The 14403-nt window shown below is 66.8% G+C and carries 15 protein-coding genes; 6 read left to right on the top strand and 9 right to left on the bottom strand.

From position 1 onward, the window contains the following. Positions 1 to 86 precede the first annotated feature (86 nt). From BLV15_RS10210 to BLV15_RS10200, 3 genes are all read right to left on the bottom strand, one after another. Positions 87 to 2150, bottom strand: a complete 2064-nt coding sequence (locus BLV15_RS10210) for a putative bifunctional diguanylate cyclase/phosphodiesterase (protein WP_090227539.1) — start codon at positions 2148 to 2150, stop codon at positions 87 to 89. A 347-nt stretch (positions 2151 to 2497) separates the two neighbouring features. Then, positions 2498 to 3079 (bottom strand): superoxide dismutase, encoded by a 582-nt coding sequence (locus BLV15_RS10205; protein ID WP_090227537.1) that lies wholly within the window; start codon positions 3077 to 3079, stop codon positions 2498 to 2500. Positions 3080 to 3328: 249 nt separating this feature from the next. After that, complete coding sequence (locus BLV15_RS10200) at positions 3329 to 3937, bottom strand: LysE/ArgO family amino acid transporter (RefSeq protein WP_090227534.1); 609 nt, start codon at positions 3935 to 3937, stop codon at positions 3329 to 3331. A 97-nt stretch (positions 3938 to 4034) separates the two neighbouring features. Here BLV15_RS10200 and BLV15_RS10195 point away from each other — a divergent pair, with 97 nt between their 5' ends. Further along, the gene (locus tag BLV15_RS10195; RefSeq protein WP_090227531.1) at positions 4035 to 4931 is read left to right on the top strand and encodes a LysR family transcriptional regulator ArgP; all 897 of its coding nucleotides are present in this window, start codon (positions 4035 to 4037) and stop codon (positions 4929 to 4931) included. Between the two features lie 79 nt (positions 4932 to 5010). Next, entirely contained in the window at positions 5011 to 6000 is a 990-nt protein-coding gene (locus tag BLV15_RS10190; protein ID WP_090227529.1) for an NAD-dependent epimerase/dehydratase family protein, read from the top strand. 1 nt (position 6001) lies between these two features. Here BLV15_RS10190 and BLV15_RS10185 read toward each other — a convergent pair whose 3' ends face one another. Next, positions 6002 to 6265, bottom strand: a complete 264-nt coding sequence (locus BLV15_RS10185) for a hypothetical protein (protein ID WP_090227526.1) — start codon at positions 6263 to 6265, stop codon at positions 6002 to 6004. Positions 6266 to 6555: 290 nt separating this feature from the next. On the opposite strand from BLV15_RS10185, the gene BLV15_RS10180 reads away from it, so the two are divergent. After that, positions 6556 to 7413: an ATPase gene (locus BLV15_RS10180; protein WP_090227523.1), complete on the top strand. Its 858-nt coding sequence runs from the start codon at positions 6556 to 6558 to the stop codon at positions 7411 to 7413. A 150-nt stretch (positions 7414 to 7563) separates the two neighbouring features. On the opposite strand, the gene BLV15_RS10175 is transcribed toward BLV15_RS10180, so the two are convergent. The 3 genes from BLV15_RS10175 to BLV15_RS10165 form a co-directional block, all read right to left on the bottom strand. After that, positions 7564 to 8613, bottom strand: coding sequence for an alkene reductase (locus BLV15_RS10175; RefSeq protein ID WP_090227520.1), 1050 nt, complete (start codon positions 8611 to 8613; stop codon positions 7564 to 7566). Between the two features lie 23 nt (positions 8614 to 8636). Continuing rightward, the gene (locus BLV15_RS10170) at positions 8637 to 9800 is read right to left on the bottom strand and encodes an MFS transporter (protein WP_090227517.1); all 1164 of its coding nucleotides are present in this window, start codon (positions 9798 to 9800) and stop codon (positions 8637 to 8639) included. Positions 9801 to 9876: 76 nt separating this feature from the next. Further along, complete coding sequence (locus BLV15_RS10165) at positions 9877 to 10179, bottom strand: ArsR/SmtB family transcription factor (RefSeq protein ID WP_090227515.1); 303 nt, start codon at positions 10177 to 10179, stop codon at positions 9877 to 9879. Positions 10180 to 10306: 127 nt separating this feature from the next. Between BLV15_RS10165 and BLV15_RS10160 the strand changes: the two genes are divergently transcribed. Continuing rightward, a complete protein-coding gene (locus BLV15_RS10160; protein WP_090227513.1) occupies positions 10307 to 10882 on the top strand; it encodes an acyl carrier protein phosphodiesterase in 576 nt (191 codons plus the stop codon). Between the two features lie 107 nt (positions 10883 to 10989). Beyond that, positions 10990 to 11787, top strand: a complete 798-nt coding sequence (locus BLV15_RS10155; protein WP_090227510.1) for a universal stress protein — start codon at positions 10990 to 10992, stop codon at positions 11785 to 11787. 63 nt (positions 11788 to 11850) lie between these two features. On the opposite strand, the gene BLV15_RS10150 is transcribed toward BLV15_RS10155, so the two are convergent. After that, positions 11851 to 12609, bottom strand: a complete 759-nt coding sequence (locus BLV15_RS10150) for a lysophospholipid acyltransferase family protein (protein ID WP_090227508.1) — start codon at positions 12607 to 12609, stop codon at positions 11851 to 11853. After that, the gene (olsB, locus tag BLV15_RS10145; RefSeq protein WP_090227505.1) at positions 12609 to 13364 is read right to left on the bottom strand and encodes an L-ornithine N(alpha)-acyltransferase; all 756 of its coding nucleotides are present in this window, start codon (positions 13362 to 13364) and stop codon (positions 12609 to 12611) included. The genes BLV15_RS10150 and olsB overlap by 1 nt, the downstream gene beginning before the upstream one ends. A gap of 127 nt (positions 13365 to 13491) precedes the next feature. Here olsB and BLV15_RS10140 point away from each other — a divergent pair, with 127 nt between their 5' ends. Next, complete coding sequence (locus BLV15_RS10140) at positions 13492 to 14370, top strand: acyl-CoA dehydrogenase family protein (protein WP_090227503.1); 879 nt, start codon at positions 13492 to 13494, stop codon at positions 14368 to 14370. Positions 14371 to 14403: the final 33 nt, after the last annotated feature.

The following is a 14403-nucleotide window of genomic DNA, read 5'->3' as shown; positions in this document are numbered from 1 at the left end:
ATCCCGACTGGCGCGAAGGTCCGCCGCCATTGGCGGGCGCTGGCGGCGGCTGATCTCGTCGCTTCGTCCGAAGCGAGCGGCGGCGTTCAGTTGTGGGTGGGCACGGGCGTCTGGTTCAGGCGCTTCGACTGGCGCAGGTACTGGCTCAGTTCGCGGGCCGACAGCGGCTTGCTGTAGAGGTAGCCCTGACCCTCGTGGCAGCCCTGGGCGATGATGTACGCCTCCTGCTCCACGGTCTCCACGCCCTCGGCGATCACCTGCATGCCGAGACTCTTGCCGAGCTGGATGATGGCGCGAACGATGGTGGCGTCGTCCTCGTCTTCCAGCAGGTCCTGAACGAAGCTCTTGTCGATCTTGATCTTGTCCAGCGGCAGGCTTTTCAGATAGCTCAACGACGAATAGCCGGTACCGAAGTCGTCGATGGCGATCAGCGCGCCGGAGCGGCGCAGGCTGAGCAGATGCTGCGCGGCGGTGGTGATGTCTTCCATCAGGCCGGTTTCGGTGACCTCCAGCTCCAGGCTGCGCGGCGGCAGGCGATAGACCTGCATCAGGTTGTTGACCACCCGCGGCAACTCGGCGTGGTGCAACTGTACGGTGGACAGATTGACCGCCATGCGCAGTTCGCTGAAGCCCTGGTCATGCCATTCGCGCAGTTGGCGGCAGGCCTGGTCGAGCACCCACTCGCCGATCGGGATGATGGTGCCGTTCTGCTCCGCCAGCGGAATGAACAGGTCCGGCGGGACGAAGCCGTGTTGCGGATGCTGCCAGCGCAGCAGCGCTTCGACCCCGGTGACGCGGTGGTTGCGGTAATCCACCTGGGGTTGATAGACCACGTGCAGCTGTTCCAGTGCTAGCGCGTCGCGCAGGTCCTTCTCGAGTTCGCGGCGTCTGCGCATCTCGCTGTCGACGCTGGCGATGTAGAACTGATAGCGGTTGCGCGAGCGGCTTTTCGCCAGGGTCATCGTCTGTTCGGCTTTCTGCAGCAGCTTCTCGGTGCTGTCGCCGTCTTCCGGGAACAGGGTGATGCCGATGGTGGCGCGCAGCAGGACGGACTGTTCGTCGAGCGGGAAGGGCAGTTCGAGGTCGTCGAGAATGCTCTGCGCCAGCTCCGCCGCTTCGTAGGGCTGTTCGATGTCGGCCTGGACCAGGGCGAACTGGTCGCCGCCCAGCCGCGCCAGGGTGCCGAGCCGTCCGCTGTGGCTGCGCAGGCGGTCGGCCAGGGCCAGCAGCAGGTGGTCGCCGGTCTGGTAGCTGAACTGTTCGTTGATTCCCTTGAAGTCGTCCAGGCCGACGCAGAGTACCGCTACCCGGCGTTGCCGGCGTCCGGCGTCCTCGAGGATCTGGTCCAGCTGGCCCTGCAGCTGCTGGCGATTCGGCAGCCCGGTGAGGAAGTCGTACTGGGACATGCGCAACAGGCTGTTTTCCGCCTCATGGCGCAGGTTGGTGTTGCGTTCGATCGAGGAGAGCAGCTCGTTGGCGGTGTGAATCCACAGGCCCAGTTCGTTCTTCTCGTTGCCCTTGAGCATCGGCAGCTTGTGCTGGCTGGGGCGGTCCGGATTGATGTTGGTGAGGTGCTCGATTATTTTCGACAGCGGCTTGGTCAACAGCCAGTGGTAGACCAGGTACAGCGCCAGGCCCATCGCCAGTGCGCGCAGCACGCCGGAGACGAAGATGATCACCGAGTTGGTGACGAAGCTCTCGCCGTAGGGCGCGGTATCCAGGGTAATGCTGAGGTCGCCGTAGTACTCGCTGTAGGGCGCGCGGCCGACCAGGCGGGTGCTGAAGGTCTGTTCCTTGCCGAGGATCGGGTCGGTGAGCATCCGCGTCGGGGTGTCGAGCAGGCCGCGTTCGCGCTCGGCGAGCATCGGCTCGGTGGGGTTGCCGATCGAGGCGACGCGCACGGCTTCGTGCTGGAACAGGCCTTCGATCACCTGCATGCCCATCTCGCGGTCGAGGCTGTAGACCGCTTGTGTCGATGGATCGCGAAACATCGCCAGGATGCGCTGGGCATCGCTGGTGATGGTCTGTCGGGTCTTGTAGACGTCGAACACGATCTGCGCGCAGCTGAGCACCACGCCTACCACGAGCGCTGCCAGCAGCACCACTCGGAGCAACTTCAATGACAAGCTGTTCTTGAGTTCCAGCTTCAAAAGGGGATTCCTTATGTATGCCAAATCGTCCGACAAAGCGGAGTATTGGCAATCGCGCTGTGGCAGTCAAAGGGCCAGCATCGGCTAACGGGATTTTTTGCGCAGGTGCGCATTTTCGGCGCAGTCGAACCCAGGGCTAAGCCACGATGCGCACTTTGTCGGTGCGCATCCGAGGGACTTGAGGACCATTCGGCGGTTTGGAGAATGCCCGGATGGGCGGTTCCTCCACGTGCTCCAGTTCATGCAAGGAAGCAGAGAATACTTCCGCGGCGTTAGCGGCAGGCAGAAGTCGCGGAAAAGAAAAAACCCGGCCGAGGCCGGGTTTTCCAATGGTGCGGAACAGCGGATCAGGCGGCGTAGTTCTTCGCCACGAAGTCCCAGTTGACCAGGTTCCAGAACGCCTCGACGAATTTCGGGCGCAGATTGCGGTAATCGATGTAGTAGGCGTGCTCCCATACGTCGCAGGTCAGCAGCGGGGTGTCGCCGGAGGTGAGAGGGTTGCCGGCGCCACCGGTGCTGACGATGGCCAGCGAGCCGTCGGCCTTCTTCACCAGCCAGCCCCAGCCGGAGCCGAACGTGGCGATGGTGGTCTTGGCGAACTCTTCCTTGAACTTGTCGAACGAGCCGAAGGCGGCGTCGATGGCGCTTGCCAGTTCACCGGTCGGCTGGCCGCCGGCGTTCGGGGCCAGACAGTTCCAGAAGAAGGTGTGGTTCCAGACCTGGGCGGCGTTGTTGAAGATACCGCCGGACGAGGTCTTGATGATGGTTTCCAGGTCCTTGCCTTCGAACTCGGTGCCAGGAACCAGGTTGTTCAGGTTCACCACGTAGGTGTTGTGGTGTTTGTCGTGATGGTATTCCAGCGTCTCGGCGGACATGTGCGGCTCGAGGGCGGTTTTTTCGTAAGGCAGCGGCGGCAATTCGAAAGCCATTTTTATCTCCTTGATTCATCAGGTCAGGTCGTTTGCGGCAGGCGCCAGGCCGTCACGGTCGGCCAGCAATGCGGCTGGAGCTTGCTACTCCTACTTGCCGCGAAGCCTGGATCATAGCACCGGGCAACCCCCTAAACCACGCAACAAACGTAGGGGGAAACCCGCTGCCGGGGCCTCTGGACAGGCACTTCTGACAGGCTGCTCGGGAGGGCGCCCGATTCACCGTGGACCCCGGCTGGCGCCAGGCGTTCATTGCGGAGGATTGAAAATCAGCTGCGCCGCGATGCTGAACATCATCGCCGCCACGGCCAGGTCGAGGACCCGCCAGGTCGCCGGCCGTGCCAGCCAGGGCGCCAGCCAGGCCGCACCGGCCGCCAGCGCGCAGAACCACAGCAGCGAGGCGCTCGCCGCGCCCATGGCGAAGGCGCCGGGCACCGGTTGCTGTGCACCGAGCGAGCCGATCAGCAGCACCGTATCCAGGTAGACGTGCGGGTTGAGCAGGGTCACCGCCAGCGTTGCCAGCAGCACTGCCTTGAGCGGCCGGCGGGTGCTGGCCGCGCTCTGCTCCAGCGCCTGAGGACGCACGGCGCGGTGCAGTGCCTGGCTGCCATAGAACAGCAGGAAGGCCGCGCCACCCCAGCGCGCGACCGCGAGCAGCGACTGGCTTTCCACCAGCAGGCGCGCCAGGCCGAACACACCGGCACAGATCAGCAGCGCATCGCAGAGGATGCAGAGCAGAGCGACCGGCCAGTGATGCTCGCGGCGCAGGCCCTGGGCCAGCACGAAGGCATTCTGCGCACCGATGGCGAGGATCAGGCCGGCGCACATCAGCAGTCCGTTCAAGTAGCTCTGCCACATCGCGGTGTCCTTGGTTGGGGAGGAAGAGGTGGCGAGTCTGTGAGCGACGAGGGTATAAGGAAAACGAATTATGCTAATCCATCATTAGGAAATTCGATTGTTCGATTACAAACTTCTGGCCGCGCTCGCCGCGGTGGTGGAACAGAACGGTTTCGAACGCGCCGCGCAATTGCTCGGCCTCTCGCAGTCGGCGGTATCGCAGCGCATCAAGCTGCTCGAGGCGCGTGTCGGTCAGCCGGTGCTGGTGCGCGCGGTGCCGCCGCGCCCCACGGAGGTGGGGCGGCGCCTGCTCAACCATGTGCAGCAAGTGCGCCTGCTTGAGCGCGACGTGCAGGGCCAGGTGCCGGGTCTTGCCGAAGGAGGCGGAGCCGAGCGCCTGCGCATCTCGATCAACGCCGACAGCCTGGCCACCTGGTGGGCCGACGCCGTGGCCTCGTTCTGCGCCGAGCACCGTCTGCTGCTCGAGCATGTGGTGGAGGACCAGGATGTCGGCCTCAAGCGCATGCGCGTGGGCGAGGTGGCGGCCTGCGTGTGCGCCACAGAGCGTCCGGTGGCGGGCGCGCGCAGCGTCGCGCTGGGCGCCATGCGCTATCGGGCGGTGGCCAGCCCGGCGTTCATCGCGCGGCATTTCCCCGAGGGCGCCGGCGCCACCGAGCTGGCTCGCGCGCCGGCGATCGTCTTCGGTCCGGACGATTCGCTGCAGCATCGCTACCTGGCGGGGCTCGGCGTGGAAGGCAGCTTCAACTATCACCTGTGCCCGTCGTCCGAAGGGTTCCTGCGGCTGACCTCCAGCGGGCTGGGCTGGGGCATGGTGCCGGAGCTGCAGGTTCGTGAACTGCTGGATGACGGCCGGGTTCGCGAACTGGTGCCGGGGCGTCCGGTGGACGTGCCGATGTACTGGCACCACTGGCACAACGGCGGGCCGCTGCTCGGCGAGCTGACGCGCCAGCTGTGCCGGGTGGCTGAACGGGTGCTGGTCCCGCGAACCGACTGACGGACTGTCGTCATGCCGGCCTGCCGGCCTTATCCTGCGACGCGGTGCCGGCCGTTATCGGCAGGCTGAGGAGCAATAGATGAAGATTCTGGTGACGGGTGCGAGCGGGTTCATCGGCGGGCGCTTTGCCCGCTTCGCCCTCGAGCGGGGGCTGGCGGTGCGGATCAACGCGCGCCGCGCGGAGGCGGTCGCGCCGCTGATCGCGCGGGGCGCGGAGTTCATCCCGGGTGATCTGGCCGATCCGCAGCTGGCGCGCGCGCTCTGTGGGGATGTGGAGGCGGTGGTGCATTGCGCCGGTGCGGTCGGTACCTGGGGGCGCTACGAGGATTTCTACCGGGGCAACGTCACGCTCACCGAGAACGTCGTCGAAGCCTGCCTTAAGCAGCGCGTGCGGCGCCTGGTGCACCTGTCTTCGCCCTCGATCGGCTTCCACGGGCATTCGCATCTCAACCTGAGCGAGGACGAGATTCCGCGGCGCTTCTCCGATCACTACGGCAAGACCAAGTACCTCGCCGAGCAGAAGGTCTTCGGCGCCGAGGAGTTCGGCCTGGAGGTGCTGGCGCTGCGTCCGCGGCTGGTCACCGGGGCGGGCGACAACAGCGTGTTTCCCCGGCTGATCGAGATGCAGCGTCGGGGCCGGCTGGCGATCATCGGCAACGGCCTCAACCTGGCCGATTTCACCAGCGTGCAGAACCTCAACGAAGCGCTGCTCAGCGCCTTGCTGGCCGCCGGGCCGGCGTTGGGCAAGGTGTACAACATCAGCAACGGCGCGCCACTGCCGTTATGGGACGTGGTGAATTACGTGTTGCGGCGACTGGAGTTGCCGCCGGTGACGCGGCATGTCGCCTATCCGCTGGCCTACGCCGCCGCCACGCTCAACGAGACGGTCTGCCGGCTGCTGCCGGGTCGGCCGCAGCCAGCCTTGTTCCGCCTGGGCGTGGCGGTGATGGCGAAGGATTACACGCTGGACATCGGCCGGGCTCGGCGGTACCTGGATTACCAGCCGAAAACCAGCCTGTGGACGGCGCTTGACGAGTTCTGCGAGGAATGGCGCCGGACGCCGGGCTGACTCAGCCGCGCAGCGGGCCGGCGTAGCGGGTGTATTTTTCGATCAGCTGTTCTTCGGTCAACTCGGGTGCCTTCAGCCGCACGCCGGTCAGGCTGCTGAGCTGTTCGCCCATTGCACGGGTGTCCTCGTTGGTCGATTCCTGGCAAGCGAGCAGCATCGCCGTGATCGCATCGGTCTGGCTCAGGCGAATGTCCACCGCCTGTTCGTCACGCAGGCGGCGCCGCAGCTTCTGCATGCAGTCCACCATGGTCTTGGTCAGTTCCATTTCGCTTCCCCCGTTGGTTGAAACTCTCGAACTGCTCCCCTCGATCAGCCCGACAGGATTCACTCATGCCCCCGAAGCAGCGCCGGCGAAAAAAGCCAGGGCTGCGTCCCCGGTCATTTAGCAAAGGGCGTACCAGATCACCCACCAACGTGTTTCCTGGCGTTGCGGCCATGGCGGCCTAATGCCACTGCACCCCCGCGGAGCATTTTGTCACTCGATGCTCAGCGCTGAAGCAGCGGTCGTGAACCGGTATACTGCGCGCCTCGCAAACCGGCGACAGAAGGCGACCCATGCGCAACGATGCTCTCGACGAACTGGACAACGTGCCCAGCCTGACCACCAGCGCGCGCGACCGCGACGATTTCGCCCGCGATGTCGATCCCGAGCCGGTGCGCTACGGCAACCAGCGCCCGGCCAAGGCGCCGCGCAGCGGCACCGGTCCGCTGTGGGCGCTGGTGCTGGCGCTGGTCATCGCCCTCGGCGGTCTGGGCTGGTGGAGCTACCAGCAGATCTCGCTGATGGAGCAGCAACTGGTGGCGACCCAGGAAAGCTTCGCGCGGATCAGCGAGGAAGCCGCCGGGCGCATCCAGGACATTACCGGCAAGGTGGTGGCCACCGAGTCCAACGTCACCAGCGGCAGCGAGGCGCTCAAGCTGCAGGTGAAACAGTTGCAGACCAAGCTCGCCGACATCGGCAAACAGCAGCAGACGCTGGTCACCCAGCAGGCCAGCCAGGACCAGCGCGCCGACCAGTTGAGCAAGGACTTGGCGGCCCTGCAGAGTTCCGCGGACGGTCGCCTGAAAAGCCTCGCCGGCGACGTCGAAACCCTGAAGGGCAGCCAGGGCGACCTGGGCAAGCTGACCAACCAGGTGAAGAGCCTGTCGACCCAGGTCGAACAGTTCGAGCCGCAGCTCAAGAGCCTTTCCGCCGATGTGCAGACGCTGAAGAAGCAGAACCCGAGCCAGGCCATCAACAGCCTGCAACAGGACCTGCTGGTACTGCGCAGCGAGCTGGACAACCGTCCGGCGCAAGCGCAGGGCGGCCCCGCAACCGCCGAGTTCGACGCCTTCCGCGCGCAGATGACCCGCAACATCAGCACGCTGCAGAGCCAGGTGCAGAACCTGCAGCAGCAACTCAACGCCCGCTGATGAGCGACGGTAGGGTGGGCTTCAGCCCACCGTCGGTGGCTTTTGGGGTGGGGCGGTTGGCTGAAGCCCACTCTACGATTAGCTTTCCCACCCTGCGCCGAACCAAAAAAAGCCCCGCAATCGCGGGGCTTTTTCATTGCGGCTGATGCCTCACAGGCGCGGGTAGTCGATGTAGCCGACCGGGCCCTGGCCGTAGAAGGTTTCCGGGTGCGGCGTGTTCAACGGCGCATCGGCCTCCAGGCGTGCCGGCAGGTCCGGGTTGGCGATGAAGGGGACGCCGAAGGCGACCGCGTCGGCCTTGCCGCTTTCCAGCCAGGCGTTGGCCTGCTCCTTGGTGAAGCGTTCGTTGGCGATGTACATGCCGCCGAACTGGCGCTTGAGTTGCGGACCGAGGCTGTCGTCGGCTTCCTTCTCGCGGGCGCAGATGAAGGCGATGCCGCGCTTGCCCAGCTCGCGTGCCACGTAGCCGAAGGTCTCGGCGCGGTTCGAGTCGCCCATGTCGTGGGAATCGGCGCGCGGCGCCAGGTGCATGCCGACACGGCCCGGCGCCCAGACGCCGAGGACCGCGTCGGTGACTTCCAGCATCAGGCGGGCACGGTTTTCCAGCGAGCCGCCGTACTGGTCGTCGCGCTGGTTGGTCGAGTCCTGCAGGAACTGGTCGAGCAGATAGCCGTTGGCGCCGTGGATTTCCACGCCGTCGAAACCGGCGCGCTTGGCGTTCTCGGCACCCTTGCGATAGGCCTCGACGATGCCTGCGATCTCCGCTGTCTCCAGCGCGCGCGGGGTGACGAACTCTTTCATCGGGCGCACCAGGCTGACGTGGCCGGCCGGTTTCAGCGCGCTCGGCGCCACCGGCAGTTCACCGTCGAGGTACAGCGGGTCGGAAATCCGCCCGACGTGCCACAGCTGCAGGACGATGCGTCCGCCGTTGGCATGCACGGCCTGGGTGATGTTGCTCCAGCCGGCGACCTGTTCCTCGGACCAGATGCCGGGGGTGTCGGGGTAGCCGACGCCCATTGGCGTGACCGAGGTGGCCTCGCTGATGATCAGCCCGGCCGAGGCGCGCTGCACGTAGTACTCGGCCATCAGCGCGTTGGGCACGCGGCCGGCGTCGGCGCGGCAGCGGGTCAGCGGCGCCATGATGATGCGGTTGGGCAACTCGAGGTCGCCGACTTTGATGGGATCGAAAAGCGTAGGCATGTTCGTTACTCCGGTTGCGTTGGTCATTCGGTTACAGACATGAGACGGGCTTTGCCGGTGCTGAAGGTGATCAGCGTGGCGATCAGCGCCAGCACGGCGAGTACGGCGGCGGCCAGGGGAACGCGGGTCAGGCCGAGGCCCTGGTCGATGACCAGTCCGCCGACCCAGGCGCCCAGCGCGTTGCCGACGTTGAAGGCGCCGATGTTCAGGGTGGAAACCAGGTTCGGTGCGCCCTGGCCGAAGGCGACCACGTTGACCTGCAACGCCGGCACGGCGGCGAAGGAGGCGGCGGCCCAGAGGAACAGGGTGATTTCGGTCGGCACCAGGGCCTGGCTGGTCCAGCTCAGCGCGGTGGACACCAGTGCCATCGCGGCGAACACGCCGAGCATCGTGGTGCGCAGGCGCCAGTCGGCCAGACGCCCGCCGATCACGTTACCGACGGTGAGACCCAGGCCGATCAGCAGCAGCGTCCAGGTCACCCCGCGTGGCGACACGCCGGTGACTTCGCCGAGCAGCGGCGCGACGTAGGTGAACAGGGCGAACATCGAGGCGGCGAACAGCACCGTGGTGCTCAGCGCCAGCCACACACCGGCGCCGCTGAGTGCGCGCAGCTCGGCGCGCAGGTCGGTCTTTTCCTCGTCGTGCCTGTTCGGCAGCACTTTCCACAGGCCGATCAGGGCCACCACGCCAATCAGCGTCACCGCCCAGAAGGTCGAACGCCAGCCAGCGGTCTGGCCGAGCGCGGTGCCCAGCGGCACGCCGAGCACGTTGGCCAGTGTCAGACCGGTGAACATCAGCGCCACCGCGGAGGCGCGGCGGTTGGCCGGCACCAGGCTGGCGGCGACCACCGAACCGATGCCGAAGAAGGCGCCGTGGCAGAGCGCGGTGACTACCCGGGCGAGCATCAGCAGGTCGTAGTTGGCGGCCAGCGCACAGAACAGATTGCCGGCGATGAAGAAGCTCATCAGCACCAGCAGGGCGCCCTTGCGCGGCAGGCGCGCCGTGGCCATGGCCATGAAGGGCGCGCCGATGGCGACACCCAGGGCGTAACCGGTGACCAGCCAGCCGGCACCGGGGATGGAGACGCGCAGGTCGGCGGCCACCTCGGGCAGCAGGCCCATGATGACGAATTCGGTGGTGCCGATGGCAAACGCGGACAAAGCGAGTACGAGAAGCGAAGTAGGCATGCGCCGGCTCCTGATGTAATTCAGTGGTGGCAGTGGCCAAAGGGCCAGGGCAGGACCAGGTCCTGCTAGCAGTCGTTCAAAGCTCGTCGCTCAACTGCTGGAGGAATTCGCGAATCACCGCATCGTTGCGGCTGAAGAAACTCCATTGGCCGATCTTCTTGCTGCTGATCAGGCCGGCACGCTGCAAGGTCGCCAGGTGCGCGGAAATCGTCGATTGCGACAGCCCGGCGCGCGCGTCGATCTTGCCGGCACAGACACCCATCTCGAACGGATGGTCCTGCTCGGTGAAATGCGCGTGCGGGTCCTTCAGCCAGTGCAGGATTTCCCGGCGTACCGGGTGAGCCAGCGCTTTGATGATGTCGTCGAGGTCGAGGGCCATGGGGTTCTCTGGTGTTCCGGTAAAACGGTATATCGCGATGGGGCGAACTTTATATCGGCATTTCGCGATATGCAAATATATCGATCCAGGACATGACAGCCGGTAGCGTGCGTCGCACACTGGGCCGATGAATTACCTCGCACACCTTCACCTCGGCGGCGAGCAGCCGGCGCAGCTTCTCGGCAGCCTCTACGGCGACTTCGTCAAAGGACCGCTGGAAGGGCGCTTCCCCGAACCCATCGAAACATCGATCCGCCTGCATCGGCGCATCGATGCCTATACCGACAGTCACCCGCTGGTGCGCCAGGCCAAGCAGCGCTTCCCGCTGCAACACCGACGCATCGCCGGTGTGCTGCTCGACCTGTTCTTCGACCACTGCCTGGCGCGTGACTGGCCGAATTACGCCGAGCAGCCTCTGGATGCCTTCACCGCGCACGTCTATCGGGTGCTCGCCGGGGAGCCGGCGCTGCCCGAGCGCCTGGCTTATGTCGCCCCGCGCATGGCCGCGCAGGACTGGCTCGGCAGCTACCGCGAGTTCGCCGTGCTCGGCCAGGTGATCCAGGGCATGAGCCGGCGCCTGTCGCGTCCCGAGTTGCTGGCCGGCACGCTGCCGCTGCTGAGCGACCTGTACGAGCCGTTGAGCGACGATTTCCGGCAGTTCTACCCCGAACTGCTCGGCTTCGTGCGACAAACCTCCACCTGAATCCTGCCCGCCGCAGCGCGACTTTCTTCGCTGACCTGTATCAACGGCCCCGCGCGGGCACTCGGGTCGAATAAGCCGCTCGACCCAGGCAGGCACAGAGGAAACACATGGACAGATTGGTGGTGGCAACGGACCTATCCAGCCGCTCGGACCGTGCGCTGCTGCGCGCCGCGCAGCTGGCGGGCCGCTTCGGCTGCGAATGGACGATTCTGCATGTGGTCGACGACGACGTGCCGTCGGTGCTGGTCGAACGGGTGGTCAGCCAGGTCAACGACCTGCTGCTGGCCAAGGCGGAGAAACTGGCCGAGGTCGCCGGCCAGTGGCCGCGCGTAATGGTCGCCAGTGGCAATGTCGAGGAAACCATCATCGAGGTCGCCCGCGGGTTGTCCGCCGAGGTGTTGCTGGTGGGCACGCACCGTCGCCTGGCACTGCGGCAGCTGTTCCTCGGCAGTACCAGCGAGCGGGTGATTCGCAGCAGCCCGATCCCGGTACTGCGGGTCGGCAGCGCGAATGCGCCCTACGAACGGTTGCTGCTGGCACTCGACCTGTCGCCGCGCTCGGCGGACGTGCTGCGCACGACGCGCGCGCTGGGGCTGCTGGAGGCGCTGCATCCGATGGTGCTGCATGCCTTCGTGCCGGGCGAGGGCGCCGAGGCGCAGGCGCGCCAGGCGTTGCGCCAGTTCTTCCGCGGCCAGCATGTCGAGTTCGACGACTACCAGTTGCTGGTGGCCGGGGAGGAACCGCTGGCGATCGTAAGCCGCCTGCCGCTGGAGGTTCAGCCGCAGTTGCTGGCGATCGGCACGCCCGGGCGGGAAACCTCGGACAACCACATGCACGGCAGCGTCGCGGTGGAGCTTCTGCGCGGGCTCGACTGTGACATCCTCTGCGTGCCACCGCGCAGCTAAGCGACCATGAATGAAAAAGCCCCTGGCCGAGTGATCGTCCAGGGGCTTTTTGCTGGCGCCGGCTCAGGCGGCCCGTGCAGCCTCGGATTCCCCGTAGAGCGCGCGTTCGATGCAGGCGCGCGCCTGGTCGGCCAGTTGCGAGCGGCTGCGGCCCAGGCTGGCGATGGGTTCGAGGAACTGGATGCGCACCTCGGCGATCTCGCCGGCGAACAGGCGACGCAGGTGCCTCACCAGCTCGTCGTCGCCGACGAAGGGCGCCAGCGGATCGCGCTCACCGTCGCGCAGGTAGCTGATCGCCAGCGGTTGCAGCGGCCGTTGGGCCTCGATGGCGGCGCCGAGCATGCGCCCGTGGAAGTGCCGCACGCTGGCGCCGTCGCTGCTGGTGCCCTCGGGGAAAACCAGCACCGGCAGGCCACGCCGCAGCCGGTGCGCCATCGACTGGCTCAGCGCGCCGCTGTCGCCGGCTCCACGGCGAATGAACAGGGTGCCGGCCTGCTGCGCCAGCCAGCCGGCGAGTGGCCAGTGGCGCACGTCGGACTTGGACAGGAAGGACAGCGGCGCCAATCCGCCGATCAGCGGGATGTCGGCCCAGGAAACGTGGTTGCTGACCCACAGCATCGGCTGCCGCGGCGGCGCGCCCTCGATGCGCAGGCGAAACGGCAGCGCGCGCCCCAGGTGGGCGAGGAACCGCCGTGTCAGACGCTGGCGCAGCGGCAGCAACTCGCGTCGGGTAAGGGCGCAGAGCAGGGCCACCAGCCCGCCGAGCGCCGCGCCGAGGCCCAGCACGGCGAACAGCCGGGCGAAGCGCAGGGCGGCCCGCATCAGACGGCCGCCTTGAAGTGACGGGCGTAGCGCGGGCACAGCTCGTCGCGCTTGAGCAGGACGAAAACGTCGGCGCTCTGGAAGTCCGGGTCCCAGCAGGGTTCACCGCAGACCTTGGCACCCAGGCGCATGTAGGCCTTGAGCAGCGGCGGCATCTCGACGATCAGGTTGTCCGGCAGCTCCAGCCGCGGCAGCGGCTTGGTCGGCTCGGCGCGCAGGTGTTCGGTGCTCAGATGGCGTTCGCGCAAGCGCTGCATCACCGCCTGGGCCTGGATGCCGCCGTCGCGCAGGGAGATGCTCGCGCAGCCCATCAGGTAGCGGTAGTCACCTTCGTTCAGCACTTCGGCCAGCTCGCTCCAGAGCACGGCGATGGTGCCGCCGTTGCGGTAGCGCGGATCGACGCAGGTGCGGCCGATTTCCAGCAGCGGACCTTGCAGGCCGTCCAGACCGTGCAGCTTGAATTCCTTCTCGCTGTAGAAGCGCCCCAGGCGGGCGGCGGCACGGTGGTCGAGCAGCCGGGTGGTGGCGACCAGCTCGCCGCTTTGCAGGTCGCGCACGCCGATGTGGCTGCAGTGCCGGTCGAACTCGTCGCTGTCCAGGCCGGCGTCGGCGCCGTCCAGTTGCGCGTCGAACTCGGCGCTGAATACCCGAAAGCGCAGCGACTGCGCCTCCTGCAGGGCTCGCCGGCCGACCAGGCGTTCGGCTTGCAGGCGACGGGCGTGGCGGGTTTCGCGTTCAAGGGCGAGTTGCGTCATGGCAAGCCTCCGGGGGCAGCGGGTTGCGGCCGGTCGGTAATGTTGGGCAAGCTCAGGCTAGGTACCCGTGGTGTCGACCGGATGACGGTTCGGTGACACTTGCATGACGCCCACCGAGGACATCGCTATGCCCTGGCAGCCCCTGCTTGGTTCGCTCGATCGGCTGCCCGCCGACCTGGCCCTGGACGACTGGTACGACGCCCTGCTGCAGCGGGCGGGCGAAGGCTCGCCGATGGAGCTGGCGATGCTCGCCGGACGCTTGGCGGCGACGCCCGGGCTGGCGTTTCTCGGTGGCTACCAGGCTGCGCTTCGCGTGCTCTGGCCATCGGCGCCGGCCAGCCTCGGCGCGCTGTGCGTGACCGAGCAGCGCAGCACCCGGCCGGCGGACATGCAGACGCGCCTGGACGGTTTGCTGCTGGACGGGCGCAAGGATTTCGTCACCGCCGCCGATGCCGCCGACTGGCTGCTGGTCGCCGCGCGCGACGAAGCGCCGGGCGCGTCCCCGCGACTGGCGCTGTGCGTGGTGCGCAACGGCGCACCCGGCGTGCGCGTGGAAAAACTGCCGGCGCTGCCACTGATGCCCGACATCGCCCATGGCCGGCTGCACCTGCAGGGCGCGCAGTGCCAACGCCTGGCCGGCGATGGCTGGGACGACTACACGAAGCCGTTCCGCACCCTCGAAGACATCCATGTGCTGAGTGCGGTGCTGGCCTGGGTCTACGGCGTCGGCATGGAATGCGACTGGCCGCAGGCGTTGCGCCTGCGTTTGCTGGCACTGCTCGCCGGTTGCGCCGAAGTCGGACGGTTGTGCGCGCGCGCCTCGGCGACGCACCTCCTGCTCGCCGGCCTTTTCGCGCAGATGGATGCCCTGCGCGGCGAACTCGATGCAGCCTTCGCGGCGGGGCCTTCCCTGTGGTCCGCCCTCTGGCAGCGGGACGCGGGGTTGCTCGATCTGGCCGCCAAGGCCCGCGCCAGACGCCTGGAAAAGGCCCTGGCGAACGCCTGAGCAGAAGGCTGGCAAAGCGCCACCTTAGGACCC

It is taken from the genome of Pseudomonas kuykendallii (assembly GCF_900106975.1).
In the GTDB taxonomy this organism is placed as follows: Bacteria; Pseudomonadota; Gammaproteobacteria; order Pseudomonadales; family Pseudomonadaceae; genus Pseudomonas_O; species Pseudomonas_O kuykendallii.
This window is presented reverse-complemented; position numbering and strand designations above follow the sequence as displayed.